At 62.1% G+C, this 25,633-nt stretch carries 22 protein-coding genes; 5 read left to right on the top strand and 17 right to left on the bottom strand.

All coding sequences use genetic code 11. The features are described from left to right. Positions 1 to 40: 40 nt before the first annotated feature. Positions 41 to 616 carry a phosphonate metabolism protein/1,5-bisphosphokinase (PRPP-forming) PhnN gene (phnN, locus tag ACFQU1_RS11975; protein ID WP_378132724.1) on the top strand — a complete coding sequence of 192 codons (576 nt, stop codon included), beginning with the start codon at positions 41 to 43 and terminating at the stop codon, positions 614 to 616. Positions 617 to 668: 52 nt separating this feature from the next. Here the strand turns inward: phnN and ACFQU1_RS11970 are convergent, their stop codons facing one another. From ACFQU1_RS11970 to ACFQU1_RS11940, 7 genes are all read right to left on the bottom strand, one after another. Further along, complete coding sequence (locus ACFQU1_RS11970; RefSeq protein ID WP_378132722.1) at positions 669 to 2,147, bottom strand: NAD-dependent succinate-semialdehyde dehydrogenase; 1,479 nt, start codon at positions 2,145 to 2,147, stop codon at positions 669 to 671. A gap of 3 nt (positions 2,148 to 2,150) precedes the next feature. After that, on the bottom strand, positions 2,151 to 3,872 hold the full coding sequence (locus tag ACFQU1_RS11965) for an ABC transporter permease (RefSeq protein ID WP_378132720.1): 1,722 nt from the start codon (positions 3,870 to 3,872) through the stop codon (positions 2,151 to 2,153). An 11-nt stretch (positions 3,873 to 3,883) separates the two neighbouring features. Continuing rightward, entirely contained in the window at positions 3,884 to 4,993 is a 1,110-nt protein-coding gene (locus ACFQU1_RS11960; protein ID WP_378132718.1) for an ABC transporter ATP-binding protein, read from the bottom strand. Positions 4,994 to 5,068: 75 nt separating this feature from the next. Then, positions 5,069 to 6,124, bottom strand: a complete 1,056-nt coding sequence (locus tag ACFQU1_RS11955) for an ABC transporter substrate-binding protein (RefSeq protein ID WP_378132716.1) — start codon at positions 6,122 to 6,124, stop codon at positions 5,069 to 5,071. A 256-nt stretch (positions 6,125 to 6,380) separates the two neighbouring features. Further along, entirely contained in the window at positions 6,381 to 7,445 is a 1,065-nt protein-coding gene (locus ACFQU1_RS11950; protein WP_378132714.1) for an ABC transporter ATP-binding protein, read from the bottom strand. Between the two features lie 34 nt (positions 7,446 to 7,479). Next, entirely contained in the window at positions 7,480 to 8,655 is a 1,176-nt protein-coding gene (locus ACFQU1_RS11945; RefSeq protein WP_378132712.1) for a dipeptidase, read from the bottom strand. 85 nt (positions 8,656 to 8,740) lie between these two features. Next, on the bottom strand, positions 8,741 to 9,685 hold the full coding sequence (locus ACFQU1_RS11940; RefSeq protein WP_378132710.1) for a PotD/PotF family extracellular solute-binding protein: 945 nt from the start codon (positions 9,683 to 9,685) through the stop codon (positions 8,741 to 8,743). Positions 9,686 to 10,096: 411 nt separating this feature from the next. On the opposite strand from ACFQU1_RS11940, the gene ACFQU1_RS11935 reads away from it, so the two are divergent. Genes ACFQU1_RS11935 through ACFQU1_RS11920 form a run of 4 tightly spaced genes read left to right on the top strand, consistent with a single transcriptional unit; the run spans position 10,097 to position 14,068 of the window. Beyond that, on the top strand, positions 10,097 to 11,701 hold the full coding sequence (locus ACFQU1_RS11935) for an AMP-binding protein (RefSeq protein WP_378132708.1): 1,605 nt from the start codon (positions 10,097 to 10,099) through the stop codon (positions 11,699 to 11,701). Then, a complete protein-coding gene (locus tag ACFQU1_RS11930) occupies positions 11,698 to 12,396 on the top strand; it encodes a TetR/AcrR family transcriptional regulator (protein WP_378132706.1) in 699 nt (232 codons plus the stop codon). The genes ACFQU1_RS11935 and ACFQU1_RS11930 overlap by 4 nt, the downstream gene beginning before the upstream one ends. Then, positions 12,393 to 13,250: an ABC transporter permease gene (locus tag ACFQU1_RS11925; RefSeq protein WP_378132704.1), complete on the top strand. Its 858-nt coding sequence runs from the start codon at positions 12,393 to 12,395 to the stop codon at positions 13,248 to 13,250. Before ACFQU1_RS11930 ends, ACFQU1_RS11925 begins: the two co-directional genes overlap by 4 nt. 2 nt (positions 13,251 to 13,252) lie before the next feature. Continuing rightward, on the top strand, positions 13,253 to 14,068 hold the full coding sequence (locus ACFQU1_RS11920; protein WP_378132701.1) for an ABC transporter permease: 816 nt from the start codon (positions 13,253 to 13,255) through the stop codon (positions 14,066 to 14,068). An 86-nt stretch (positions 14,069 to 14,154) separates the two neighbouring features. Here the strand turns inward: ACFQU1_RS11920 and ACFQU1_RS11915 are convergent, their stop codons facing one another. The 10 genes from ACFQU1_RS11915 to dctP (ACFQU1_RS11870) form a co-directional block, all read right to left on the bottom strand. Then, the gene (locus ACFQU1_RS11915; protein WP_378132699.1) at positions 14,155 to 15,300 is read right to left on the bottom strand and encodes a dipeptidase; all 1,146 of its coding nucleotides are present in this window, start codon (positions 15,298 to 15,300) and stop codon (positions 14,155 to 14,157) included. Positions 15,301 to 15,354: 54 nt separating this feature from the next. Continuing rightward, the gene (locus ACFQU1_RS11910; protein ID WP_378132697.1) at positions 15,355 to 17,229 is read right to left on the bottom strand and encodes a TRAP transporter large permease subunit; all 1,875 of its coding nucleotides are present in this window, start codon (positions 17,227 to 17,229) and stop codon (positions 15,355 to 15,357) included. A gap of 65 nt (positions 17,230 to 17,294) precedes the next feature. Then, the gene (locus tag ACFQU1_RS11905) at positions 17,295 to 18,305 is read right to left on the bottom strand and encodes a TRAP transporter substrate-binding protein (RefSeq protein ID WP_378132695.1); all 1,011 of its coding nucleotides are present in this window, start codon (positions 18,303 to 18,305) and stop codon (positions 17,295 to 17,297) included. A 300-nt stretch (positions 18,306 to 18,605) separates the two neighbouring features. Continuing rightward, positions 18,606 to 19,913, bottom strand: coding sequence for a TRAP transporter large permease (locus ACFQU1_RS11900; RefSeq protein WP_378132693.1), 1,308 nt, complete (start codon positions 19,911 to 19,913; stop codon positions 18,606 to 18,608). After that, a complete protein-coding gene (locus ACFQU1_RS11895; protein ID WP_378132691.1) occupies positions 19,910 to 20,407 on the bottom strand; it encodes a TRAP transporter small permease in 498 nt (165 codons plus the stop codon). Before ACFQU1_RS11895 ends, ACFQU1_RS11900 begins: the two co-directional genes overlap by 4 nt. Positions 20,408 to 20,458: 51 nt before the next feature. After that, a complete protein-coding gene (gene dctP, locus ACFQU1_RS11890) occupies positions 20,459 to 21,475 on the bottom strand; it encodes a TRAP transporter substrate-binding protein DctP (protein ID WP_378132689.1) in 1,017 nt (338 codons plus the stop codon). Between the two features lie 58 nt (positions 21,476 to 21,533). Continuing rightward, on the bottom strand, positions 21,534 to 22,499 hold the full coding sequence (locus tag ACFQU1_RS11885) for an alpha/beta hydrolase (protein ID WP_378132687.1): 966 nt from the start codon (positions 22,497 to 22,499) through the stop codon (positions 21,534 to 21,536). 16 nt (positions 22,500 to 22,515) lie between these two features. Continuing rightward, a complete protein-coding gene (locus ACFQU1_RS11880; protein ID WP_378132685.1) occupies positions 22,516 to 23,802 on the bottom strand; it encodes a TRAP transporter large permease in 1,287 nt (428 codons plus the stop codon). Beyond that, on the bottom strand, positions 23,799 to 24,374 hold the full coding sequence (locus ACFQU1_RS11875) for a TRAP transporter small permease (RefSeq protein WP_378132683.1): 576 nt from the start codon (positions 24,372 to 24,374) through the stop codon (positions 23,799 to 23,801). The genes ACFQU1_RS11880 and ACFQU1_RS11875 overlap by 4 nt, the downstream gene beginning before the upstream one ends. A 41-nt stretch (positions 24,375 to 24,415) precedes the next feature. Further along, the gene (gene dctP / locus ACFQU1_RS11870) at positions 24,416 to 25,462 is read right to left on the bottom strand and encodes a TRAP transporter substrate-binding protein DctP (protein WP_378132681.1); all 1,047 of its coding nucleotides are present in this window, start codon (positions 25,460 to 25,462) and stop codon (positions 24,416 to 24,418) included. Positions 25,463 to 25,633: the final 171 nt, after the last annotated feature.

The raw sequence follows: 25,633 nt of genomic DNA, 5'->3' as shown, positions 1-25,633 counted from the left end.
CACCGTCGTCGCCTTAATCCGCAGAGGCGGTGTGAGATCAATGACGCCCCTCCGCGGCCAACTCGTCCTTGTCGTCGGCCCCAGCGGTGCGGGCAAGGACACTCTCATCGACCATGCGCGCCGACGACTGGGCGCAGACCAGCAGTTCCACTTCATCCGCCGCACGGTCACGCGCCCGCCCGCGGTCGGCGAGGACTACGAGACGATCGATATCGCCGAGTTCGAGCGACGCGTGAAGGGCGGGTCGTTCGCGCTGCACTGGCAGGCTCACGACATCTTCTATGGCCTGCCAACCGTGATCCGCGACTGGATGGCGCGAGGCGGCATTGTCGTCGCTAACGGATCGCGGGCGGCCGTGCCGCAAGCTCGCTCGCGCTTTCCCGATCTTCACGTCGTCACAATCGTTGTACCGCCGACGATCATCGCTGCTCGCCTTCGGGCCCGCGGCCGCGAGACTGAAGCCATGATCGCCGATCGTCTGGCACGGCAGCCCTCCGTCGAGGCCGTCGAAATTCCGACCTATGAGATCGACAACTCCGGATCCCCCGAGGCGGGTGGGGAAGCCCTCATTCGCATCCTGCTGGCGATCAAGAGCGGACGAAGGTCAGCCCCATAGGGAAGACCCTTGGGTCAGCGCTCGCGAAGACGGAGCCGGCCAAGGGCTCAGGCTATAGGCTCAGGCACAGATACTTGATGTCGAGATATTCCTCGATGCCGTATTTCGAGCCCTCGCGGCCCTGTCCGGATTGCTTGATGCCGCCGAACGGCGCGACTTCCGTGGAAATCAACCCGGTATTGATACCGACCATGCCGTATTCCAAGGCTTCGGCCACCCGAAAGATCTTCGCGACGTCGCGGGAATAAAGATAGGAGGCGAGGCCGAACTCCGTATTGTTGGCCAAAGCGACGACCTCGTCGACCGTCTCGAACTTGAACAGCGGCGCAATCGGCCCGAAAGTCTCCTCGCGCGCCACCTTCATGGCGGAGGTAGCACCAGTCAGCACGGTCGGCTCGAAGAACAGGCCGCCGCTCGCATCGCGCCGGCCGCCGACGAGAATGCGCGCGCCCTGTTCGGTAGCATCGCGAATATGCTCCTCGACCTTGGCGAGCGCCTTCTCCGAAATCAGCGGCCCCGCGCCGGTGCCCGGCTCGAAGCCATCGCCGACCCTGATCTCGCTGACGCGCACCGCGAGCCTCTCGGCGAAGGCATCGTAGATCCCGGCCTGGACATAGAGCCGGTTAGCGCAGACGCAGGTCTGCCCATTGTTGCGATACTTGGAGACGATCGCTCCTTCGACGGCAGCGTCCAGATCGGCATCGTCGAAGACGATGAAAGGTGCATTGCCGCCGAGCTCGAGACTGAGCTTCAAAACCTGATCCGCAGCCTGGCGCATCAGGATCTTGCCCACATTCGTCGAGCCGGTGAAGGTGAGCTTGCGGACTTTGGCGTTCTCGCAGAATTCGCGCCCGACCGAGGCGGCATCCGTCGACGGCACCACGTTGAACAGGCCCTTGGGCAGGCCGGCACGCTCGGCCAGAACGGCGAGGGCGAGCGCCGAGAGCGGCGTCTCCGCCGCGGGCTTGGCGACCATGGCGCAGCCGGCGGCTAGAGCCGGCGCCATTTTCCGGGCCAGCATCGCGTTGGGGAAGTTCCATGGTGTGATCGCGGCCGCGACGCCGACAGGCTGCTTGGTCACGATGATCCGTTTGTCGGGCTGGTGGCCGGGAATGGTATCGCCGTAGACCCGCTTCGCCTCCTCCGCGAACCACTCGACGTAGGATGCGCCATAGAGGATCTCGCCACGCGCCTCCGCCAAGGGCTTGCCCATTTCGGCTGTCAGGATCGTGGCGAGATCGTCCAGATTGGCGACCACCAGATCGTAGACCTTGCGCAGCACGGCGGCTCGTTCCTTGCCGGTTCGGGCGGCCCAGGCCTTCTGCGCCGCAAAGGCCGCATCGATAGCCCGGGCGGCCTCGCTGCGGCTGCAATCGGGCAAGGTCGCGAGGACTTCGCCGGTCGAGGGATTGGTGACGTCGAAAGTCTTGCCGCTTTCGCTCGTCGCGACCGGGGCGCCGGCGATGAACCCCGTATCGGCGACGAGGTCTCTGTCTTTCAGACGATCGAGAAGATGTGGTGAGATCGGCACGGGTCAAGCCTCCACGGCACCTTTGCGCAAACGGGTAGGGGGAACGGCATGACGTCGTTCCAGAGCGGCGCGCAGCACCCAGCTCGCCGCGGCGACCAGCAACATGAAGGCAACGATATAGAGCCCAACCGCCATGATGACCGGGCTCACCTGCAAGGTGGATGCCTGCCATAGTTCCTTCGGTAGCGTTCGCGATGTGACGCCGCTCAGGAAAAGCGCCACCACCACCTCGTCGAAGGACGCCAGGAACGCCATGATCGCGCCGGTCACGATCGCCGGGGTCACCAGCGGCAAGGTGATGCGGGCCAGCACCTGTGGCGGGCCGGCACCGAGCGTGCGCGCTGCGCCTTCGAGATTGCTCGGCATGGTGGCCAGTGCGGTACTCACCGTGATGAGCACAAAGGGCAGCCCGAGAACCGAATGCGCGATCATGAGCCCCGTGCGCGTGTCGACGAGACTGGCCCGCGCCGCCAGAAAGAACGCCCCTATGGCATAGACGATGACGGGCAGGATGGCCGGCGCCATGAAGAGGGCAAAGAGCACACGCGCGCTCGAGGCGCCGCGTCCCCGCAAGCCGATGGCTGCGGCCACGCCGACCAGCACGGCGATCGAGGCGGCAACTACGGCGATCAGGATCGAGTTGCCGGCCGCCTCGAGCCAGAGGCGTGAGTCGGCGACCTGCTCGAACCAGCGCAGCGACCATTCCCGGACCGGCAATTGGATATAGCTGGCCGCCGAGAAAGCGAGCGGCACGATGACCACAAAGGGCAGCAGCAGCACAGCGAGAACGACGACGACCATGATCTGCCAGAGCAGCCGCGATTCAAGGGGGCGCAGCAAGGGCCGGAGGGGTGTGAGCCAGGCGGCAGCGTCGGCGGCGAAGGATCGCCCCGCCTGCTCGCCCGGCTCTCTGAACAGCCGGCGCAGGAGCGGCGGCAGCCCCGCCATGAGGCCGAGAATGGCGAAGATGGTCGCCAGCAGGAGGACGCTGAGTGCCGCCGCCTCCTCAAAATTTCCCCGGACATTGACGCGCTGGGCGATCAGCATCGCGACGGTCTGATCCTGGGGTCCGCCGAGCAGCGCCGGCGGGACGAAGAAGCCGACGGACAAGATGAAGACCAGCAGACAGCCCGAGGAAATGCCCGGCGTGGCGAGCGGCAGGAAGACTCCCACAAAGGCCTGCGTGCGGCCGGAGCCGAGTGTGCGCGCAGCGCTGAAGAGGCGTGCATCGATAGAGCGGAAGGATGCATAGAGCGCCATGACCATGTAAGGCACCATGACATAGACGCTGCCGACCAACGCCCCGAAGCTGTTGTTGCTCATGCGCGGAACGTCCGACATGCCGAACAGATCGGAAAGCATCCAGGCGAGAACCCCGCCTCGTCCCAGGATGCCCTGCCAGGCGAAGGTGCGGACCAGGAGGCTCGTCCAGAGCGGCAGGGAGGCGATCAGCAGGATGAGTGCCGCTCGCGACGGCGGCGACTGCCAAGCGATGTAGGCGATGGGCAGCCCAAGGGCGAGCGAGAATAGGGTGACCTCGAAGGCGAAGAAGACCGTATGGGTCAGGACGCGCAGGGTTGCCGGAGACGACAGGACAGCGGCGTAGGCTTCACCGCCGTTGCCGAAGCTGCGCCAGAGCACGTCCCCTATCGGCAGGAGATAGAAGGCGGCGAGATAGGCGCCTGCGGCCAGGAGCATGACGGTGCCGCCGAATGTTCGCGTCATCCCCGCCCCCGTCAGACGAGCCATGCCGCATCGGGCGGCCAGGAGATGAACATCTCGGCGCCCGGCGACCGCTCGGTATCATGGTGTTCTCGCGCGGGGACGCGCACGGAGAGATTCTGGCCGTCGCGCGTGACGACAAGGTATTCGAAGGTCTCGCCCTCGAAGACCACGTCGAGCAGCGTGACGGGCAGAACAGCGCTGCCGGCGTCATCTGGTGCGCATATGCGGATTTCGTGGGGCCTGATCGCGACCTCCGGTTCGTTCGGCAAGGCGCGCGGGCCGCGCACCGGCAGGGCCCATTCGCCGAAATGCACATGCCAGGAGGTCTCGCCCACAGCCTCGACCTTCGTTGGCCGCAGGAAGCAGCAGTCACCGAGGAATGACGCGACGAAGCGCGTTTCCGGGCGACTGAACACCGCGGGCGGCGTGCCGATCTGTTCGATACGGCCGGCTCGCATGACCGCGATGCGATCAGCCATGGTCAAGGCCTCACGCTGATCGTGGGTGACGTAAATGATGGTGACGCCGAGTTCGCGGTGGAGCTTGCGCAGCTCGTGCTGCATCTGCTCGCGAAGCTGCTTGTCGAGCGCGCCGAGCGGCTCATCCATCAGCAGCACGGGGGGCTCGTAGACGAGTGCGCGCGCCAGCGCGACGCGCTGGCGCTGACCGCCGGACAAGGCTGCGGGCGTCCGGCCTCCGAGCCCGGCAAGGCCTACCCGTTCGAGCGCCCGCTCGGCCAGAACGGCAGCGTCGGCGCGGCTCGGCCGACGCATGCGCAGGCCGAAGGCCACATTCTCAAGCACGGACATGTGGGGAAACAGCGCATAGTCCTGAAAGACCATGCCGATGTTGCGCCGCTCCGGCGGCAATGTTGTCACGTCACTGCCGCCGATGAGGACCTCGCCGCTCGTCGGCATCAGAAGCCCGGCGATCATCAGCAGGCTGGTGCTCTTTCCGCAGCCGGACGAGCCGAGGAGAGCGATGAATTCGCCAGCCTCGGCTGTCCAACTGACCTCGTTTACCGACGGAAAGGCGCCGAACCGCTTGGTGAGGCGCCGCACCTCCAGTGTCGCGCCGGCCGAGCTGCTTTTGGCGGTCCGCCGGTCAGTCGCCAAATTCATCAGACCGCACCTCGGGCCCGGTGCGCAGGCCGGCATATAAAGAAAACCGTGCGACGGCCAGCGCCTCGAGCGCGGTCATCGACCGAACCAATCTTCAAACAGCTTGATCGAGTAATCGCGCTGGCTTCCACCTGGCGCCTCCGTACCCCAGAATTCAGCGTTGGAGGGAACCATCTTCACGACATTCTGTGGTGAGGTGGCGAGATCCTTGGCGATATCGGGCGCAATCATTGCATAGGCCTTCCCGTTCGAAGGCGCGACGGGCTGCATTTTCATCAGCTCGATCTGTGGCGCGCCGGTCATGTAGAAGCTGAGGAACTTCCAGATGTTGTCCTTGTTCTTCGCACCTTTAGGAACCACCCACATGTCGCTCAAGAGAATCGCTTCGTTGTGCTCGACATCGACCGGCGCTCCCTGGTTGCGAGCGGCGACGACCCGGTTGTGGCAGAGGAAGGCGTAATCGGCCTCGCCGCTCACCAGCGCCTGCACGCCTGCGGCGGTGTCGCTATACCAGACCTGGACAGAGTCCTTGATCTTGTCGAGGCTCTTCAGCGCCCGCTTGAAATCGAGGGGATAGAGTTCCTCCCGCTTCACCCCGTCGGCAAGGAGCGCTGCTTCCCACGCAGGAACCCAATAATCGGCCTTGGGCAGGGCCCGAGGACCCGGGAACCGCTTCGTGTCCCAAAATTCGGCCCAGCTCGTCGGATGTCCCTTCGTCTTCAGATCGGTGCGGTAAGCAATTCCGCAGGCATAGAAGTGACCAACCACCGCGGACGGCTTGCGGGCATCCGGGAGCAACTCGGCGACAACGCCCGGGTCCATCTTGTCGTAGTCGATTGTCTCGATGAGCCCTTCTTTGACGAGCGTCGGATAGTCGCCGCTCGCGATCATGATGAGGTCCCAGCGGGGGTCTCCGGCAAGCACGGTCGCCTTGATGGTGCCGACGCTCGCTCCGCTGTCCTCCTTCACGACGATGGATGTCGCCTTTTGGAACGGCTCGAAAAAAGCCTTCTTTTGGGCTGCCTGAAATTCGCCACCGAATGAATTCACCACGATCTGCTCAGCCGCAGAGGCACTTCCGGCGACGAAAAGAAAGGCTATGCTACCGAGAACACGCTTCAGGTTTTTCATCTTTTACCCCTCTTGTATCTTCGGCAGCTTTTCCGCCGTTTGCTCACTCGCTTCACATAGAAGTCTGGGTCTGCACGTTGCGATATGCTTGCCTGGCCGGACGTAAGATTTCGCCGGTTCGACCTCTGCGATCGGCCTGAGCAGCTGTGCAAGGGAGCGCGTTACGCCCCAGACGACATCTCCGCCACCTTGTGCACACCCCATGGATCACCGCGCGTGCACGCTCCTGCCGAAGGAAACAGGCCGGCTTTCCCGTTCAGCTATGCAGCGGCCAGGTCGAGCCAGCGTCCCAGGACAGTTCGACCATCGCTCCCAAGGGCAATGCCGATGGGTCGCTTGCCGTTTCGGGAAGCTTGACGAGCATCTCCTGTCCGCCCGCTACCCGAACCTTCAAAACGAGCGCCGACCCGAGGTATTCCAAATCTTCCAACCGGCCACTGAGCCGATTGCGGTGACTGTCCGGTTCGCCGGTTCCCACCTTGATGTGCTCGGGGCGAACGGCGACCGCCGTCACGTCTCCTGCGGCGGGGGCCTCGCCATGAGGCAGCATGATCTTCGCGCCGAAATCCGTGACGAACAGGCCGTCTTCGAGCCGCCCTTTCAGGACATTGGAACTGCCCATGAAGTCGGCCACGAACCGGCTTTGGGGTCTCCCATAGATCTCACGCGGCGTGCCGATCTGCTCGATGTGCCCGGCATGCATCACGACGATGCGATCGGAGGTACTGAGAGCCTCTTCCTGGTCGTGCGTCACCAGGATCGTGGTCAGACCGAGCGTCTGCTGAAGCTTGCGGATATCCCGGCGCACGTCTTCGCGCAGCTTGGCGTCCAGCGCCGAAAGCGGCTCGTCCAAGAGCAGCACATCCGGATTGATGACGAAGGCCCGCGCCAAGGCAACCCTTTGCTGCTGCCCACCGGACAGCTGTCGCGGCAGGCGCTGCCCATAATCGGTCATGCGCACCATGGCCAAGGCCTCGTCGACCCGCCGGGCCACCTCCGGCTTCGACACCCCGCGCATCTCCAGTCCGAAGGCGACATTCTGTGCCGCCGTCATATGGGGGAAGAGCGCATAGCCTTGATGAACCATGCCGACATTGCGATGTTGAGGCGCGAGATGGGCAATGTCGCGGCCGCCAAAGAGAATGCGACCGCTCTGGGGCGTAACGAAACCAGCGATCATCCGCAGCGTCGTCGTCTTGCCGCAACCGCTCGGCCCCAGAAACGTCACGAGTTCACCGCGGCGCACCGAGAGACTGAAATCCTCGACCGCAACGAAACTGCTGAACGTCTTTCGCAGGTTCTCGATCCTCAGATCGGCCATGTCTCGCACTCGCGCATCGGAAAGAGACAGTCGATCAAGACGACTGGCGGTCATGGCGATCAAGGAAGTTCAGAACGTTCTCGCCCATGATCTTCTTGACCTCGGCCGGCGTGAAGCCGCGATCCAGGAGGCCCTCCGTCAAATTTGGAAGCTTGGTGCAGTCCTCGAAGCCGCGGATCTCGAACTGAATGGCTCCGTGGTCGATGCCCATGCAGACATGATCGACCCCCGCCAGCCGCACGACATGCTCGATATGGTCGATGTAATCCCAAATCGTCGGGAGCTCGATACCCAGATTTGAGATGATATTGTAGCTCGCCTCAGGATTATCCTGCGCATGGGCCATGAGGATGGCCGAGGGAATTGTCCTGCGGATCTCCTCCTCGGACGAGACCTCGAGCGCCTTGCGTTCAATGGCGCGGTAGAAGTCGTGGGTGAGAAACTCCGGATAGGGGCAGACGCCGATCAGCCCCCGCATCTTGCCGACGGCCGCGATCATCTCGTCAGTGATGTTGCGGGGATGAGGCAGAAGCGCGCGCGCACCGGCGTGGGACACCATGACGGGGCGCGATGTGATCTCCAGCACCTGCCAGAAGGCTTCGTCCGATATATGCGCCGCATCGACGACGATGCCGATACGGTTCATCTCCTTGATCGCCTCGACGCCAAGCGGGCTGAGGCCGCCATGCGCGGCGTTGTCGGTGGAGGAATCGGACCAGCTGCTCGTGTAAAAATGGGCCGGGGTAATATAGCGGATGCCCTGGTCATGCAGCACCTGCAAGGACGCGAGGTCCTCACCAATGACATGCGCGCCTTCGATGCACAGGACCGCCGCCTGCCGCCCTTCCGCTGCCAAGGCGCGTATATCGGCGCTCGTCCGTGCCAGCGCAATCTGATCGGCATTCTCCTCGCAGAAGCCGATCACGGCCGCCATCATCCGTTTTAGCTGCTCCTTGGCGTCTCCGCGTGCATAGTGCTTGTGCGGCACCTGAAAGGCAAAGAACTGCGCCGTGAAGTTACCCTCTTTCATCGAAGGAAGATCGACGAAGCCGTTGCCGAGCTTCTGGCGAAGGTCGTGTCCGAGATTGAGCAGCCTGACGACCACGTCATTGTGAGTGTCGGCGATGATGGAGCTGAAGTGAAGGTCGCGAGCCAATTGGCGGTTGGGACGGTCGGCGGCGGTATCCAGCATATCCTTGGAGTCTCTCACGGCAGCTCCCACCACCGCACCGGCGGCAATGAGACGATTTGGGGACGATCTTCGACGGACGATTGGGGCCCCTCGGGTCCCAGGCTCACTTCATCTCGCGGTTCCAGCGGTCGAGCCATATGGCCTGGTATTTGCCCGCCTCGGCCGCATCGACCACCAACATCTTCTTCAGTTCTTTGTCCGGAATTTCGATCTGCGCACGGCGATCTTCGGGAATTTGCGCGTTCTTGACGGCAGGAGCGAAGAAATGCACCGCCGCAAAGTCCCCCTGGACTTTCGGCGTCAGCATCTCATTGATGTAGCTGTAGGACAGCTCGGGCTGCGCCGCCTTCTTCGGGATACATACGCCGGTCGACATGGTGAGCATTCCCTCCTTGGGATAAGCCACTTCGACCGGCAAGCCCTCAGCCTTCCACATCTGCCCTCGCGCCGTGAAATTCAACGCCATCCAGATCTCTTCATTGGCAAAAGCCATGCCGAGCTGCTCATGGAAGGGGTAGAACTTCGGCGCCATGGTGTCCTTCTGCTCACGCAGCTTGGCAAAGGCCGCATCCGTGTCGAACAGCTTTCCCGTCTGCAGGAGCGAGGCGACCATCACATAGAGGCGGAAGTTCAAGTCCATGATGCCGATGCGACCCTTCCATCGCGGGTCCCATAGATCAGCATAGGACGTCGGGGGTTCCGGAATCTTGCGTGGATTGTAAAGAATCGCGAGATTTTGGATAAGAAAGGGCACGTAGAAGGGCGCGCGCAAACTCTCGTAGACGTTTTGATAGTTCGGGATCTTGCTGAGATCCAAAGGATCGACCAGGAGATCGTGTTGCTTGACGTCATAGGCATCCTGATCGGTCAGCCAGGCGATGTCCATGGTCGAACGCGGCAGATTGCGCTCCGCCAGGAGTCGCGTGCGGCGGCTCGCGCCATCACCATATTGGTAGGAGAAGGTTACATTGTACCGCTTCGCGAAGTCTTGTTCCAATATACGAGAAACTTTATTCGCGAAGTCTCCTCCCCAGTTGCCGACGATCATCGGCTTCGCCTGCGCATAAGCACGCGGAGCGCCGATACCCGCCGTGAGCAGCGTGGCTCCCGAGGCCTTCAAGAATGTTCGCCGACCGATAGTCATATTCGCTCTCCCTTCGCGATCGCTCGCTGTGGACCCCTTCTGGGCTGCCGGATACAGCCACTATAATTATCGTTCATTAAGGATGCTAACTGGTCGAAACGGCGGGTGTCAAGCTCACGAAATGCGCGATCAATCCAGCAATCGGTAGCCCCGCTCCAAACGGGCGCATCTGCTGCCCACGTCCAGCACACGCCCGTGCTCAAACGGGCAGACTTGCGACAGCCGCCAGCAGAGTGAAGCGAGATCTGGCCGCCGTATATTGACAGCCGAAAGCCTCGGCGATATCCATTTAACACTCATTAAGGAACGAAAAACGTGCTGCAGACCGTCGACCAGTTGCTCGCCGCGCGGGCGAGGACGCATCGCGACAAGATCCTCCTGTCCTACAGGGATGAACGCCTGACCTATGAGACGGTTGACCGCCTGTCCGGCAACTTGGCGGGCGCGCTGCAACGGGAAGGAGTGGCCAAGGCCGACCCAGTCTGCCTGATGCTGCCGAACTGTCCGGACTACATCGTCGCCTGGATGGCGGCGTGCAAGCTCGGCGCGATCCAGGTTGGCATCAACACCGAATATACGAGCAAGGGGCTCGTTCATCTGTTGGAACTCTCAGAGGCGAAGGTTCTCGTCCTCGACGAGAGCTATGTGGTGGCGCTCGCCGAGGTCGCGGATGAGCTCACCTGTCTCGAGACGATCATTCTTCGCGGCAATCCCGGTGTTTTGAACGAGCACCCGAGACTGGCCCGCTTTCGCGTCATTGCCTATGCTGAGGCAATCGCGGCTCCCCTCCCCTGGACGGCGCCGTCGATCGCTCCATCCGACCTGCTGATGCTGATCTTCACGTCCGGGACCACGGGTCCGGCCAAGGCGGTCTCGATCAGCCATGGATATTGCCTCGATATGGCGCGAGATCTCACCTCGCATCTGGGGTATCGGGAAGATGACGTGATCTATTCCTGCTACCCGCTCTTCCATACAGATGCGGCAATCTTGACCTATATTGCCGCCCTCGATCTCGGCGCGACGACCGCAATCGGTGAGAAGTTCAGCGCCTCGCGGTTCTGGGACGATATCCGTCGCCACCAGGCGACGATCTTCGACTTCATGGGCGCCGTGCTGGCGATCCTCTACAAACAGCCGCCGAGCCCATCCGACCGCGACCACAGGGTGAGGCTCGCGATGGGCGGACCGCGGCCGGAGATCTGGCCGGAGTTTTCGGAGCGATTCGGTATTCAGGTCACCGAAATCTACGGATCGACCGAATGCGGCCATGTCTGCTGGGCGCTCGGCGACGACGAGGATAGAGCCAAGCGCGGCACCTGCGGAAAGGTCGATTTCGAGCGTTATCAGGTGCGGATTGCCGATGATGACGACCGTGAGCTGCCGGTAGGGGAGATCGGCGAAATCCTCGTGCGCCCCAATTTCGCACATCAGCACATGTCGGGCTATTTCCGCGATCCAGTGGAGACGACCAAGGCCTGGCGGAACCTTTGGTACCACACGCGCGATCTCGGCCGGATTGATGAGGATGGATGGCTCTACTATCACGGACGCCGATCCGATGCCATTCGCAAGCGCGGCAACAATATGTCCGCCCATGAGATCGAGGAAGTCATGATGCAGCACCCCGCGGTGCTCGAAGTTGCTGCCATCGGTGTGCCATCGGAGCTGACCGAGGAGGAGGTCAAAGCCGTCGTCGTCCTGCGCGACGGACAGGCCTGCGATCCGGCGGTCTTGGTGGACTGGTGCCGGTCTCGAATGCCGAAATATATGGTACCGCGCTATGTCGAGTTCTGCAAAGAGCTCCCGAAGAGCTCGACGGGCAAAGTGCAAAAGAAATTACTCCGGGACAACTGGCGCAATGCTTCCACCTTCGACGCCGGCGACGGCCGGCAGGCGGCTGCGGGAGCGGTCCAATGAGCCCGGCCAAACGCGCTACCGCCGGCCGCGCTCCGGGAAAAGCGAATCTGCCCGCCTCTGCAACCGTATTGCAGGGGCGCGGAGACGATACAGCCAAGCGCATCGTTGACGTTGCCGCGCTCCTGTTCAAGGAACACGGCTACGAAGGCGTGACCATGAACAGCATCGCCAGGGCCATCGGCATTTCGGCACCCGCTCTCTATTGGCATTTCGCTTCCAAGGAAGATATCTGCCTCGCCTTCCTGCAACGGATGGCCGAGGCACTGCTCGAGACGATCGATACCAGCGTCACGGCCAGCGATCCGCGCGAGCAACTGCGGGAGTTCGTCAGCGCGCATGTCTTGCACCAGTTCAGATATTACGAGCAGGAAGAAGGATTCCAGGCGCTCTACAATTATGGACAGTTTCGCGCCAAGCTCTCTCCCGAGAAAAGGGCAGAGCTCGATCAATTGCACGATCGGCTGACAGGCAAACTGCGCACCATCATCAGAACCGGAATGAAACAGAAACTGTTCTTGGTCGACGATGTGGTGGCAACCACTTACGCAGTTCTCAGCCTGGGTGAGTTCGTCACCTCCTGGTTCAAGCCGGGAGGCCGCTTGACCCTCTCACAGATCTCCGAACATCACGCCGCTTTGGCACTGCGGATGGTCGGAATTTGCGACGGCGACGGCCGCGACGCCAACGCGCGATGAGAAAGGCGCCGAACGAGCTTCCCGTTCTGGCGCTTGGTCCAGCCACGGCGCTCATCGTCTTCGTCATCGTGCTGCCACAGCTGCTGCTTCTGCGCTTCAGCCTGAACCGCTTCGATCCGGTTCAGCTCATGGTCGAGGCGGTGACGCTCGACAACTATGTCCAGGCGCTGACGGACCCCTTTTACCTCAGCGTCCTCACGCGAACTTTCGCGGTCTCAGCGATCTGTGTGCTCATCTGCCTCGTCCTCGGCTTTCCACTGGCCTACACGATCTCGCGAACCCAGTCGCGGCGGATGAAAGAGCTGCTCTTTCTCATTCTCATCACGCCGCTACTGATCGGCAATGCGGCGCGCACGATCGGCTGGATCGTCATGCTCGGCGAGGGGGGAGCGATCAACAGCACGTTGCGTGCGACGGGACTTATCGAAACCCCGCTGCAGCTGATGCATACCACGACCGGCGTCATCATCGGCCTGGTCTCGATCCTGTTGCCTTACATGGTGGTCGCTATTCAAAGCGTCATCGACGGGATCGATCCGGCACTCGAGGAAGCGGCTTCCGGGCTGGGCGCGGGATCCCTCACCATGGCGCGACGCATCCTCGTGCCTCTCGCTATGCCCGGCATCTTTGCCGGCACGATCCTCACGCTCGTGCTCGGCATGGGCGCCTATGCCACACCGGTTTTCATCGGCGGCCCGGCCTTTCACATGATGGCACCGAAGATCTACGAGCAGATCGTGCGGGCTAACAACTGGCCCATGGGCGCAACCCTGTCCTTCATGCTTCTGCTTCTGTCGGTCGTCGTCACGATCGTGGCGACCAAGACAATGCAGAAGTGGTACGGAAGGCTTTGATCATGAGGCGGCCATCCATCCCAGGACCGGTGCTCGCGCGCATAACGCTCGTTGTCGTCAGTCTCTTCCTGATGTTGCTGCCGCTCGTCGCGGTGATTGGAACGAGCTTCTTCACCAACCGGATCATCACCTTTCCAGCGCAGGGCTATACGCTGGACTGGTATCAGGCGGCGTGGGACGTCGCCACCTTCCGGTCGGGCTTCGGGAGCAGCATCATCCTGGCGCTCGCGGCTACGCTGGGCAGCTTGCTCGTCGGCGTGCCGGCAGGCTTCGTCCTGGCCCGGGGTAGCTTCTGGGGGCGCGATGGCCTTGCGACCTTGCTCTTGTCTCCCCTGATGGTGCCAGCGATCGTCTCGGGCACGGGCGCTTATCTCTTCTTCATTCAGATCGAGTTGGCGACGGGGCTGCAGCTGGCCGGCACTCTCTTCGGATTGGTGCTCGCCCATGTGGTCATCGCCATTCCCTGGACGGTCCGACTGACGACGGCCTCGCTGATCCATTTCGACCAATCCGTCGAGGAGGCTGCCACCAGCCTCGGCGCCTCGCGCTGGACGGTCTTGCGGCGGATCACCCTACCCATCATCCGGCCGGCCATCGTTGCCTCAGCGCTCTTCAGCTTCATCGTCTCCTTCGTCGAGCTAGAAATGTCGCTACTCCTCGTGGGGCCCGACGTGACCACCTTGCCGATCGCGCTCGTCAATTACATTGAATGGCGGGTCGATCCGGCCGTGACGGCGGTTTCCACCGTCCAGATCGTCGTTGTCATCGCCGCGCTCGTCATCGCCGGCCGCTTCGTGCGCCTCACGCGCTCCTTCTGAAACGGCAAGCGCCCGAGGCGGCGCTGCGTTGCCGGCCCCGGGCGCCGACGGCCGTGGGAGACGGCCGCCAAACCGGTTGTCGCGCTTCAGGAGTCGTGACGTTCCATGAAGCGCAGCACGTTCTCGCCGAGAACCTTCTGGGCGTCTTCGTCGGAGTAGCCGCGGCGCAGCAGCTCGCGCGTCAGGTTCGGCAGCTTCGAACAATCCTCGAGCCCGACGATCTCGAAGCGCACCGCGCCATGATCGCTGCCCATGCACACATAGTCGGGCCCGACGAGCTTCGCGACATAGTCGATGTGGTCGACACATTCGGCGAGAGTAGGCTGCGGGATGCCGAGATCCATGACGATATTGTAGCTGGCCTCGGGATCCCTCTCCGCCGCCCGCATCAACAATGCGATCGGGATGGTGTTTTCCAGCTCGTCCTTGGTCGCGATCGCTGCTGCCTTCTCGCGAATGTCGGCGTAGTAGCGCTCGGAAACCTGCTCCGGAAAGAAATTGATTCCGGCGAGGCCCCCTTTGGCGGCGAGCGCCTTGATCATCTCGTCCGTCAGGTTGCGCGGGTGGTTGACGAGCGCGCGAATGCAGGAATGGGTGGCGATCACCGGCCGGCGGCTCAGTTCCAGAATCTGCCAGAAAGCCTCGTCCGACACGTGCGAGACGTCGATCATGATGCCGAGGCGGTTCATCTCGGCGACAGCGCGCTTTCCGAGCTCGCTCAGCCCGCCGTGAAGCGGCGCGTCGGTGGCGGAATCCGACCAGGAACTGCTGAAGAAGTGGCAGGGCGTGATGAGGCGGACACCGCAGCGCACAAGGTCTTCGAGCTCGTGCAGATCTTCGCCGATGACATGCGCACCTTCGAGCGTCAGGATCGCAGCATGCGTGCCTGCGGCGGCGAGCGCACGGACATCCGCTGCGCTCCGCGCGATCTGGATGCGGTCGGCATTGCGCTCGCAAAACTGCGTCACCGCATCGAGCATGGTGACGAGATGCTGCTTCGCCGTCCCCAGGGCGTAGCATTTCGGCGGCAGCTGAATGGCGAAGAACTGCGCGGTGAAATTGCCCTCCCGCATGGAGGGCAGATCGATGAAGCCGTTGTTGCAGGCCTGCGAGAGGTCATGGCCGAGATCGAGGATCCGAACCACCGCATCATTATGCGTGTCGACGATGATCGACCTTTTATGCAAGTCATATGCATGCGCGTCCAGGCTGTGCGTCTCGCCAGCAGACATTTCAGAGCCTCCAATCCAACGAATGTGGGAAGTTGCAGGGCAGGTCGCGCCGTCTCAGTACCAGCCGACAGCGATCCAGGGCACGAAGGCGATGACGAGGAGACCGAGCAGCAAGGCGCCGAGATAAGGCCACACGGCCCAGATCGCTTCGTCCGGCGAGACGCGCCCAATACTGCAGGCAACGTAGTATCCAATGCCTATCGGCGGAGCCATCAGGCCAATATTCATGGAGACGATCGCCACCAGCGCATAATGCACATCGTTGATGCCGAGGCTGCGGGCAATGGGGAACATGAACGGACCGAGCAGCACGATCGCCGGCAACCCTTCGAGCAGGCAGCCCAGTAGGACGAAAGTGAGGATCGACACGATCATGAACGTGATCCAGCCGCCCGGCAGCCCGCTCATGACATCGCCGAAATGCTGGGCAAAGCCGGTCTGCGTCAGCGACCAGGCGACCGCCTGGGCCGTGCCCAGGATCAAGAGGATGGCGCCGCTGAGCGAGGCGGTCTCCACCAGGATGGGAAAGATGCGCCGGCGGTCGATGCCGCCGTAGAAGACAACGCCCGCGAGCAAGGCGTAGACAACCGCGAAGGTGGAGACTTCGGTGGCCGTCGCTACGCCCTCTACCACCGCGCCGCGGATCAGAAACGGCAGGATCAGCGCCGGCAGCGCGATGACGAGGGTCTTGACCACGCGCGACCACGGCGCCCGCACGACCCCTTCCCTATTTTCGCCTCGCGAGCGCAATCGGGCAAGAATGGCGAGGCCGATGAGGAGAACGGCGGCAACGGCAAGCCCGCCATTGAACAGCCCGGCGATCGACACACCCGTGACCGAGCCGACGGCGATCATGATGATGCTCGGCGGCACCGTCTCGGCCATAACGGCGCCCGTCGCGAGCAGCGCCACCATCTCCGGCGGACTTTGCCCACGCCGCTTCATCTCGGGAAAAAGCGCCGGCGCCACGGTGGCCATGTCCGACACCTTGGAGCCCGAAATTCCCGATACCAGATACATCGAGCCGAGCAGCACATAGGACATGCCAGCCCGCGCGTGGCCGACAAGTGAGGCGAGAAAGTCGATCATCGCCCGCCCCATTCCCGTGACGTCCAAAATGCAGCCGAGCAGGACGAACACAGGCACGGAGAGCAGCAGAATGTTGGATACGCCCTCATCCATGCGCCCGACCACGACCGTAATGGGAACGGTCGTCGTCAGGAGCAGGAAGGCAATGGTGGCGATGCCGAAGCAAAAGGCGATGGGAACGCCGATCACCATGCAGACGCCAACCAGCAGAACGAAAAAGACGACGATGTTGTAGTTGCCGATGGCGATCAGGAGGGGCGCGGCAAGCCACAGAGCGGCGGCGGTCGCGAGCGCGATACCGGCGCTCGCCAGGAAGATGCGCAAGGTGACCCGCTCGGTGAGCTGCAGCAGAGCCACCACCAGCATCAGCACGATGCCGACACCGATACCGGCCACGCGGAAGCTGTTGCTGATGCCGAGCGCCGGCGTCGTGACGATCCATTCGTCTCGGGCATATTCGAAGGACGGCAGCAGCATCACGAGGAGAAAGGTCGAGACCACGATCATCGCCATGGCCTGCAGCCAGCGCTGACCGGTGGGACTGGCCTTGCGCACGAACAGCGTCAGGCGCAGATGCTCGTCGCGGCTGAGAGCGACGACGGAGCCCAGCATGATCAGCCAGACGAACAGCGTGGAGGCCAGTTCGTCGGACCAGAGCAAGGGCCGGTTGAACACGTAGCGCGCGATGACACCAGCGAGCAGCAGGCCTACCTCGACAACCACGAGCAGTGCCGCGAAGGCCTCTATGACGGCGAGCACCGGCTTCACGAGGCGGGTGCGCCCCCGCTTCTCGGCCGCGGGCAGGTCGGCCAATCCGGTATCAACTTGAACTTCGGTCATTGCCGCTTCAAGGCCTCGGTGATGTCATGGCCGCCCGGCATCGTCGGGGGCCGCGGGTGAAATCTTCAGCCGAGCGGCCCGACATATTTTTCCAGGAGCGCCCAGGCCTCGTCGCCGACGCGCTTTTGCCAGCCGGCATAGAAGCCGCTCCCGTTGAGCATCGCCTTGAACGGCTCGAGGTTCGGCTCGCTGATCGTCATTCCCTTGGCACTCAGATCAGCCCGAACCTTGGCGGCGGTCTGGGCAATGTCCGCCCGCTCGTCGAGGGCTGCTTCATTGATATGCTTGGTCACGATGTCGCGCAGATTGGGGGGCAGCTTTTCCATGCGCGCGCGATTGCCGATGAACCAGGTGCCGCCCCAGAGGTGATTGGTGAGCGCGCAATATTTCTGCACCTCGTAGAGTCTGGCCGTCTGGATCACGACCAGAGGATTTTCCTGGCCATCGACGACGCCTGTCTGCAGGGCCGAATAGAGTTCGGAAAAATTGAGGCCGACCGGCGAGGCACCCAAGGCCTGGAACAACGAAGTGTAGATGGGGCTTACCGGCACGCGGATCTTGAAGCCGCGAAGATCCTCCGGCGTCTTTATCTCTTTGCTCGAAGAAGTAATCTGCCGGAAGCCATTGTCCCACATCCGGGTCATGACATAGAGCCCGGCGGCCTCGATCTGGCGGCGAATATAGCTGCCGAGGTCGCCATCCATGGCGCTCCAGACCTTGTCGTAATTGGGAAAGGCGAAGCCCATGGCATACATGCCGGCAGTCGGCACCATCGTCGACAGCACCTCGCCGGAAATCATCTGGAAATCGATCGCTCCCGAGCGAACCTGCGAGAGCACGTCCGTATCGGCCCCGAGTTGGCTATTGATGAAGACCTTGAGCTCGACCCGCCCGTCGGTCTCGGCTGCGATCCGCTTCGCCGCCTGGTTTGCCCTGACGCTAAGGGGGTGGTCGGCGCTCACGTTGTTCGACAAGCGAAGTGTAATCTCCGGAGCGGCATGGGAGGGCCTGATGGAGAAAAGGCCGAAGCCGGCCGCGGCCGTACCCACCAATACCGAGCGTCGCGTGGTCCTCATGGCAAAATGTCTCCCTGAGCGCCGGCGATCCCTCGCGGCACCGAGCACAGATCATGTGAAGCCGAGCCTCCTCGGCCTCGAAGGCGGCGATAGCTTTAAGTCTCGCTCCGGGGCCTCTACGGCGACCTCAGCCCGGGACCTCCCTAAGGTCGGCTCAATCCGACGGTTCGGGCATGCTAGGACGACGATGGGTCTGCGCAATATCTATTTTTCTGTATTCTCTATCGTTGTTTTCGATAGCCGCGAAGCTGCGGCTCGCATTCTACATGCACCATACCGGACCACTGAGGCAGGTCACCGTCATTCGCCGAGCATTTGCGACGGCAGCCACAAGGCGATTTCTGGAAACAATGTCAGTAGGATTAGGAGGACGATCATGAGCAGGTGAAACGGAATAGTCCCGACGACCACGTCGCGGAAACTTCCCTTCCAGATGCTCTGGATGACAAAGAGATTGATGCCGATCGGTGGCGAAATGAGCGCCATCTCGATGTAGAGGACCAAGACGATGCCGAACCAGATGAGGTCGATGCCGTATTGCTGCAACACGGGATAGAGCAAGGGCACGGTGATGACGATCATGCCAGCGCTCTCCACCAGGCAGCCTAGCACCGTGTAGAGAACGAATAATGCGATATAGAATTCGAATTTGCTGAGGTCGAGCGACACGAGCCAGGCGGTCAGGCTCTCGCCGACACGCCCCATGCTGATCGCATAGGCGTAGATATAGGCCGCCGCGATGATGAAAAGGATATTGCCGACCACACGAACGGTTCGTTGAAGACATTCCACGAAGCGCGACCAGGGCAGGTCACCGACCGTCCAGGCCAGGATCAAAGCGATGACGCATCCACCCGCCGCGGCCTCGGTCGGCGTTGCAAGGCCGAGATAGATCGATCCCAAAGTGGCGAGAATCAAGACCGTTACCGGTGCGATCTCCACGAGGGCCGCACGGATCGAAATGTCGTCATGCTCCGCAACGCCTCCCTGAATACTCGGCCCTATGCGTGAGCGCAGGGCGATATAACCCATGAACATCGCCGTGAGCAGCACACCGGGCACGACACCGGCCATGAACAACTTGGCGACCGACGTCTCGGTAAAGGACGCATAGATGATCATGATGATGCTCGGCGGAATGAGTATGCCGAGCGTTCCGCCGGCGGCCAGCGAGCCGACCGACAGCACGGGGTCATAACGACGGCGTGCAAGTTCCGGCAGCGCAACCCCGCCGATCGAGGCGGCCGTTGCGACGCTCGAGCCGCTGATTGCCGCAAAGAGCGCGCATCCCGCGATATTCGTCTGCAAGAGTCCGCCTGGCAGTCGGCTCACGAGCCTGCCCAGGCCGCGATAAATCCGAATGCCCAGGCCGCTGTGCTGGATGATCTCGGCCATCAGCACGAAGATCGGGATCGCGGTGAGCATGAAGCTGTTCATGCTGCCCCAGGCGACGAAGCCGAGCCCACGCAGCATTGGCGCCCCGCCGAGGAGATAAAGATAGACCACGCCGGGAACAGCGATCGCAAAGGGCACGGCCATGCCGCCGACGAGGAGGAGGAGGAACAGCGAAAAGGAGAGAGCAAGGACGAGTTCAGGCGACATTGTCATGCATTCGGTTTGAGCGCGGCGGCGAAGTTCCACACCAGCGATCGCCCGAGCGGCACGAGCAATGCCGCGACCCCGAGGAGCATGCTGAGCTGCGGCAGCCACATCGGCGTCTGCATGATGGTGGGCGCGAAGTCTCCCGAACTCCAGGAACGGCTCGTCAGCCGATAGAACTGCCAGATCAGGATGAGGCAGAAGGCGAGCGAGATAGCGTCGAAAATCACGCGGCTTGTGTGCCGGGCGCGGGGCGGCAAGCGCGCCTGCACGAATTCCACATGATGGTAGGCGCCGTGAACCTGGCAGACCGACAGGCTGAGAAAGGTGATCGCCACCAGGAGATATCCGCCGAGTTCATCCGAGAGCTGGAAGGAAAGATCGAACAGGTTCCGTGCGACGATCTCGATGACGATCGATGCGATGGACGCGAGAATACAGAGCGCGCAAGCCAGCTCGCAAAGCTTCTCCAGAATGCCTGGCTTAGGCTGTTCGGTGGTCATCTCGCCTCCTCACCAAGCCGATTCAAGACGTAGCGCCATGGCACCATCTGTTCACCGCCCTACCGCGGCACGGATCCGTGCAAGCGCCTCGACGGCTTCCGGCCCATGATCCTTCGCCCATTGCTCCCAATAGGCCACGAGACCGGCCTCGACGGCTTTAATGTCGGTGGGACTCGCCTTGTTATCCTTCAAGCCTGTCTCGGTGACGAGTTTTTGGGTGAGCCGATCCTCGTCGGCGAGAATGGCATCCGTGATCCAGGACACCGCCCCTTTGGCCGCCTCGCGCACGATAGCCTGGGTCTCGGGCGGCACTTGTTCGAAAGCGGCCTGGTTGACGATGATCGGCGCGTTCACGAAGGAGGTCGGCAGGTCATAGCGATACTTGAAGAGATCGCGCCACAGGCTGTTCACGCTGCCGCTGTTCGTGAGATTGCCGTCAATGACGCCGCGATCAACAGCCGGAGCCACCTCCGGCGTGGTGATCGTGACGGGTATGCCGCCGAAGCGCCGCACGAGCTCGCTCTGTTCGGTGGAACTGGTGCGAATCTTCTGTCCGGCAATGTCCTTCACGCCCTCCAGCTTCTTGCGTGACCAGAATACCGCCGGCGGATAGGTGTATTGCCCGAGAAGGATGATGCCCTTCTTGGCATAGGCCCGCTCCATATAGGGAAAGATGATCTCCTGAGCGGTCTTGTAGTCGGCGAAAGACTGCAGGAGCAGCGGCATTCTGAGCAGATTGCCGATCTGAATATTGCCCGTGAAAAAAGCATCATCAGCGAGCGTCACGACATCATCGCTCACCGCGGCGGTGATGTTAGTGGCGTTGATCGGCAGCGAGCCGCCGAGATGCAGATCGATATGGAGCATTCCATTGCTCTTCTTCTCAATCTCCTCGAACATCCGCGTGAGGCCGACATTCGGCACCACCGTTGCCACGGTGTTGTACGTGTAAGCGCGCCAGACCACCCGCTCGGCCGCCTCGCTCCCCACCGACAGCAGAACCATGGATGCCATCGCGGCGAGGCCGATCCGCATGGCGCCCGCCATTTTCGAACGTATGGTCGTCATCTGTTACCCTCCGATTATTGTTGCTGCACGAGCAGTCGCATGGGCGTAGCGGGCGCTCTCAAAGACCAGCGCGCATGGCATCGGCGATCAGGCGCATCTGCCCGGCGACATAGTCGCTGGCAGACATCGCCCGCATGAAGCCGTGAGGTAGCCGCCGGCAGACCTGGAGCGTCACGGGCACGCCCGCCTTCAGCAGCCGCTCCGCGTAAGACACGCCCTCATCATGAAGGATGTCGATTTCCGCCACGGCGACATGGGCCGGCGGCAGACCCGACAGATCCTCCGCCTGCAAGGGATAGGCAATCGGATCGGGAACCGGGCTGTCGCCGTGCTGCCAGTTCTGCCAGCACCAAATCTGCCAATCCCGCGTCAGGATGGGCCCGTCGCGGTAGCGCCACCACGAATAGCGGTCGAAATTGCTGTCGAGCACGGGATAGATCAGCAGCTGGAAGCGGGGCTGCGGCCCTCCCCGCTCGCGCGCCAGGAGGCAGGCGGCGGTCGCCATCTGCGCGCCGGCGCTGTCGCCGCCGATGCCGAGCCGCATCGGATCAAAGCCCAACTGCTCGACATTCTCCGCCAGCCAAAGCAGAGAGTCATAGGCGTCCTCGATCTGCGCTGGATGTTTGTGCTCCGGCGAAAGGCGGTAATCGACCGCGACGATAGAGACGCCGCTGTGCTCGCAGTAGAAGCACAGAAATCGATCATGCGAATCGAGGCTGCCGATCGTCCAGCCGCCGCCGTGAAAATAGAGGAGAACAGGCTGCGGTCCGACAGCGCCCGCGGGGCGATAGATCCGCATCGGCAGGATGCGATCGCCGAGCCGCGACCGGATGTCTTCGACCTCGACGCCCGCGGGACGCGGCGGACGGCTGTCCTTGCCGAGGCTATTGAGCTTGGCCCGCACCTCGTTGGCGGAGAGCCTATGCAGCGGCACCTCCGTGACCGCAGCCCAGGCGTCGAGGAACGGGTGCATATCCGGATGCACGTCGTCATAAGGGCTGTAGAAACGAACGGGTTTTGCCATCGTCTTCACCTATGCCTCACGGCGTTCCCAGCACGAGGCGAGGAAGCGCCTTCGAAAGTTCCGGCATGAAAGTCGTGAGCAGGATCACCGGCAGATAGCCGCAGAGGATGAAGACGAGCGTCGGCTTCACCATGGGCTCTATGGCCGTCTTGCCGATCATGGCGCCGAAATAGAGGATCGGCGCGGTAGGCGGCGTGAGCACGCCCATGCCGAGATTCGTTCCGACGATGGCCGCGAATTGGATCGGGTCCACGCCGACCGTGCTGACAACCGGCGCAAGCAGCGGCGCCGACAGCAGAATTCCGCTGACGTCGTCCATGAAGATGCCGATGAGGAACAGAAAGAAATTCACCATGAGCAGAATGACGATAGGATTCGTGCTGATTGCCATCAATCCGCGCAGGATCTCCTGCGGAATATTCTCCATGATCCAGAGACGGCTGAGCATCGCCGCGAAGAAGACCATGATCAGAATGATTCCGGTCATCTGTGCCGACTGCCAGGTCAGGCTGAAGATGTCGCGGTAGCCGAGGCTGCGGAAGAGCAGAAGCGTAATCGGGATGGCATAGATCACCGCCACGGCGGCGGCCTCCGTCGATGTCGTGACGCCGCCGTAGATGAGGCCGAGAATAATGAAAGGCACGGCGAGCGTACCTGCCGTTTGCAACGGCAGCCGTGCCGACCTCTGCTCGGACGGAAGTACGACGACCGATCTACGGCGCGAATAAACGACATTGATGACGATGAAGATGCCGATCAGCAGGCATGCGGGCACGACACCGGCGAGAAAGCAGGCGATGATCGGCGCACCTGTTGCCCAGCCATAGATGATCATCAGTGGTGTCGGCGGAATGAGCAGCGCGAGCACCGAAGCAGCGGAAACAAGCGAGGCGGCATAGCCGCGGCTGTAGCCGGCTTCGACCATGCGCGGGATCATGATCGAGCCGACGGCCGCAACTGCGCTGACGGCGGAGCCGGAGATCGCGCCGAACACCGCCGTGACCACGACGGTGATCAGGCCGAGGCCGCTGCGCGTCTTGCCGACGAGGCGCTCGGCCGCGCTGACGAGACAGGCGGCCATGCCGCCTCGGCTCATGATATTGCCGGCCAGGATGTACAAAGGCACGGCGAGAATGGCGCTCGAGGCGATCTGCGTGTAGCCGGCGCCGATGAGAAAGCTCGGGTCGCCGAAATCGCCGACAAGGACGAGGAAGATCACCGCGCCGGCGAAGCTCAGCGAGATGGGCACGCCGAGTGCTATCAGAAAGGCGAGCAGCAGCCCGTCGGCAATGAAGATGCTCATGATGCCGCTGCTCGCTTTGCGCCGATCCATTGGAGATAGTGGAGCGCCTGGTAGAGGGTCATCAGCCCCATCGACAGCGGTATGATTCCGAATACCCAGTAGAGCCGCAGGCCGAGTTCGACGGAGATGGTGTTGCGCAGATAGACGAAATGGAGATAGCGACAGGCCCAAATAAATATCCAGAAGGATATCACGATCGTTATAATCTCACGGAGATGTGTCGCGACGGTCAGTGCGCTTTTTCCGCGAATGACATATTCGAGCATGCTCGACGAAACATTCTCTTTCTGCCATACGCCGTGTGCGGCACCGATGAAATACATGTAGCTCGCTGCGAATTTGGCAAAATCCTCGAGCGCGAAGATCGAATAGCTGAAGACGTAACGGGTCACGACCTCGATGAAGATGGAGACCGTCAGCGCGGCCATGCAGGCGGCCATGGCGATGCATTGCAGATCAAGATGCCACTTCCACAGCGCCGCTCCACCCTTGACCGACCAAGACCGGTGCAGGGCGGCGGACGAAGAACGCTCCGCAACGTCGGTCCCGTCGGGCACAGCTGGAGGTCGCATGCAGGGCTCCTCGCGGTCGTTTGGTCCCCCGTCGAGCCCTGTCACTCGATATTCAGAGACTGCTTGAGACGCGCCATGATGTCGTCGCCGACCTCGCCGACGATCTTCGGCCAGACTTCGCGCCGCACGACTTTGACGATCGTGTCGAGGGTGGCTGGGTCGAAGGTGACGACCGTGATGCCCAATTTGCGCATTTCTGCGAGCGCCGCATCCTCAGCGGCCTTGGTCTCGGCGAAGCGCTTGGCAGCCATCTCTGCTGCATATTTCCGAATGACCTTCTGGTCCTCGGGCGAGAGCGAGGCGAGTTTCCCCGAATTGATGAAGAGCCAATCGTGCTCGTAATGATCGTTGTATTGGATCCAGGTCTTGGTGACATCCTTGAAGGCGTCGAGCGCCATCTGCGCCGTGCCGCCGATCTGCCCATCGACGACGCCGGTCTGCATGCCCGTATAGAGTTCGGAATAGGCGAGCGTCGCGACGTTGTAGCCGAGCCGCTCCAGCATGACGCGGTGGGTCGTGCCGCCCTGCCAGACCCTGACCTTCAGGTTGTGCTTGGCATCCGGATCCTCCGGAGCATTGACCGGCTTCGAAAATCCGGCGCCGCCGAGACCGGTGCCATAGACCGCGAGCAGCGTAATGCCTTTGTCCGCCACGATGCCGTTGACGATTTCGAAGGCCGTGCCGCCTGGGCTGAGCGAAGTCTCGGCCGATTTGTAATCCGTGAAGACATAGGGAAACCAGGTAATCGCCAGGCGCCGGTCATCGGCCGATGACAGCGACTGTAGCGCCATGTCCACCGAACCCTGGATGACCTGCTCATAGACCTCCGTCCAATCGCCGAGCTGGCTGGCCGGATAGATCTTGATCTCGACGCGCCCGTTGGTATCTGCCGCAACCTTCGCCTTGAATTCTTCGAGGGCTTTGACGCTGTCGGAGCCAGGCATCTTCAAGGTCGAGAGGCGAAGCGTCTCGGCCGGGGCGATGCCCGCACCGAGGAGCATGGTTGCCCCGATCACGAGGATCCGCGCGGTTAGGGCGCCGTTCTTCCGACGCGATGAGAAGCTCGAAAGTACATGCCGCATGCTCATGTGCAATCCTTTCCCCTCCGACGTTCTTGCATCGGGATTTGTTGATGTGCGCTCGGTATGCAGGGCCGACTAGGAGCATCCGGCCGGCTTGTCGCATCGGCTGATCAAGCATTGATCCGGATGAAGCACCCCGCCATTTCTAATTTGAGAAAAGGTCGATCGCGAAATTCG

The organism is Chelatococcus sp. GCM10030263 (assembly GCF_042666455.1).
Classification (GTDB): Bacteria; Pseudomonadota; Alphaproteobacteria; order Rhizobiales; family Beijerinckiaceae; genus Chelatococcus.
The sequence above is the reverse complement of the archived record's forward strand: the minus strand, read 5'-3'. Positions and strand labels throughout refer to the sequence as shown.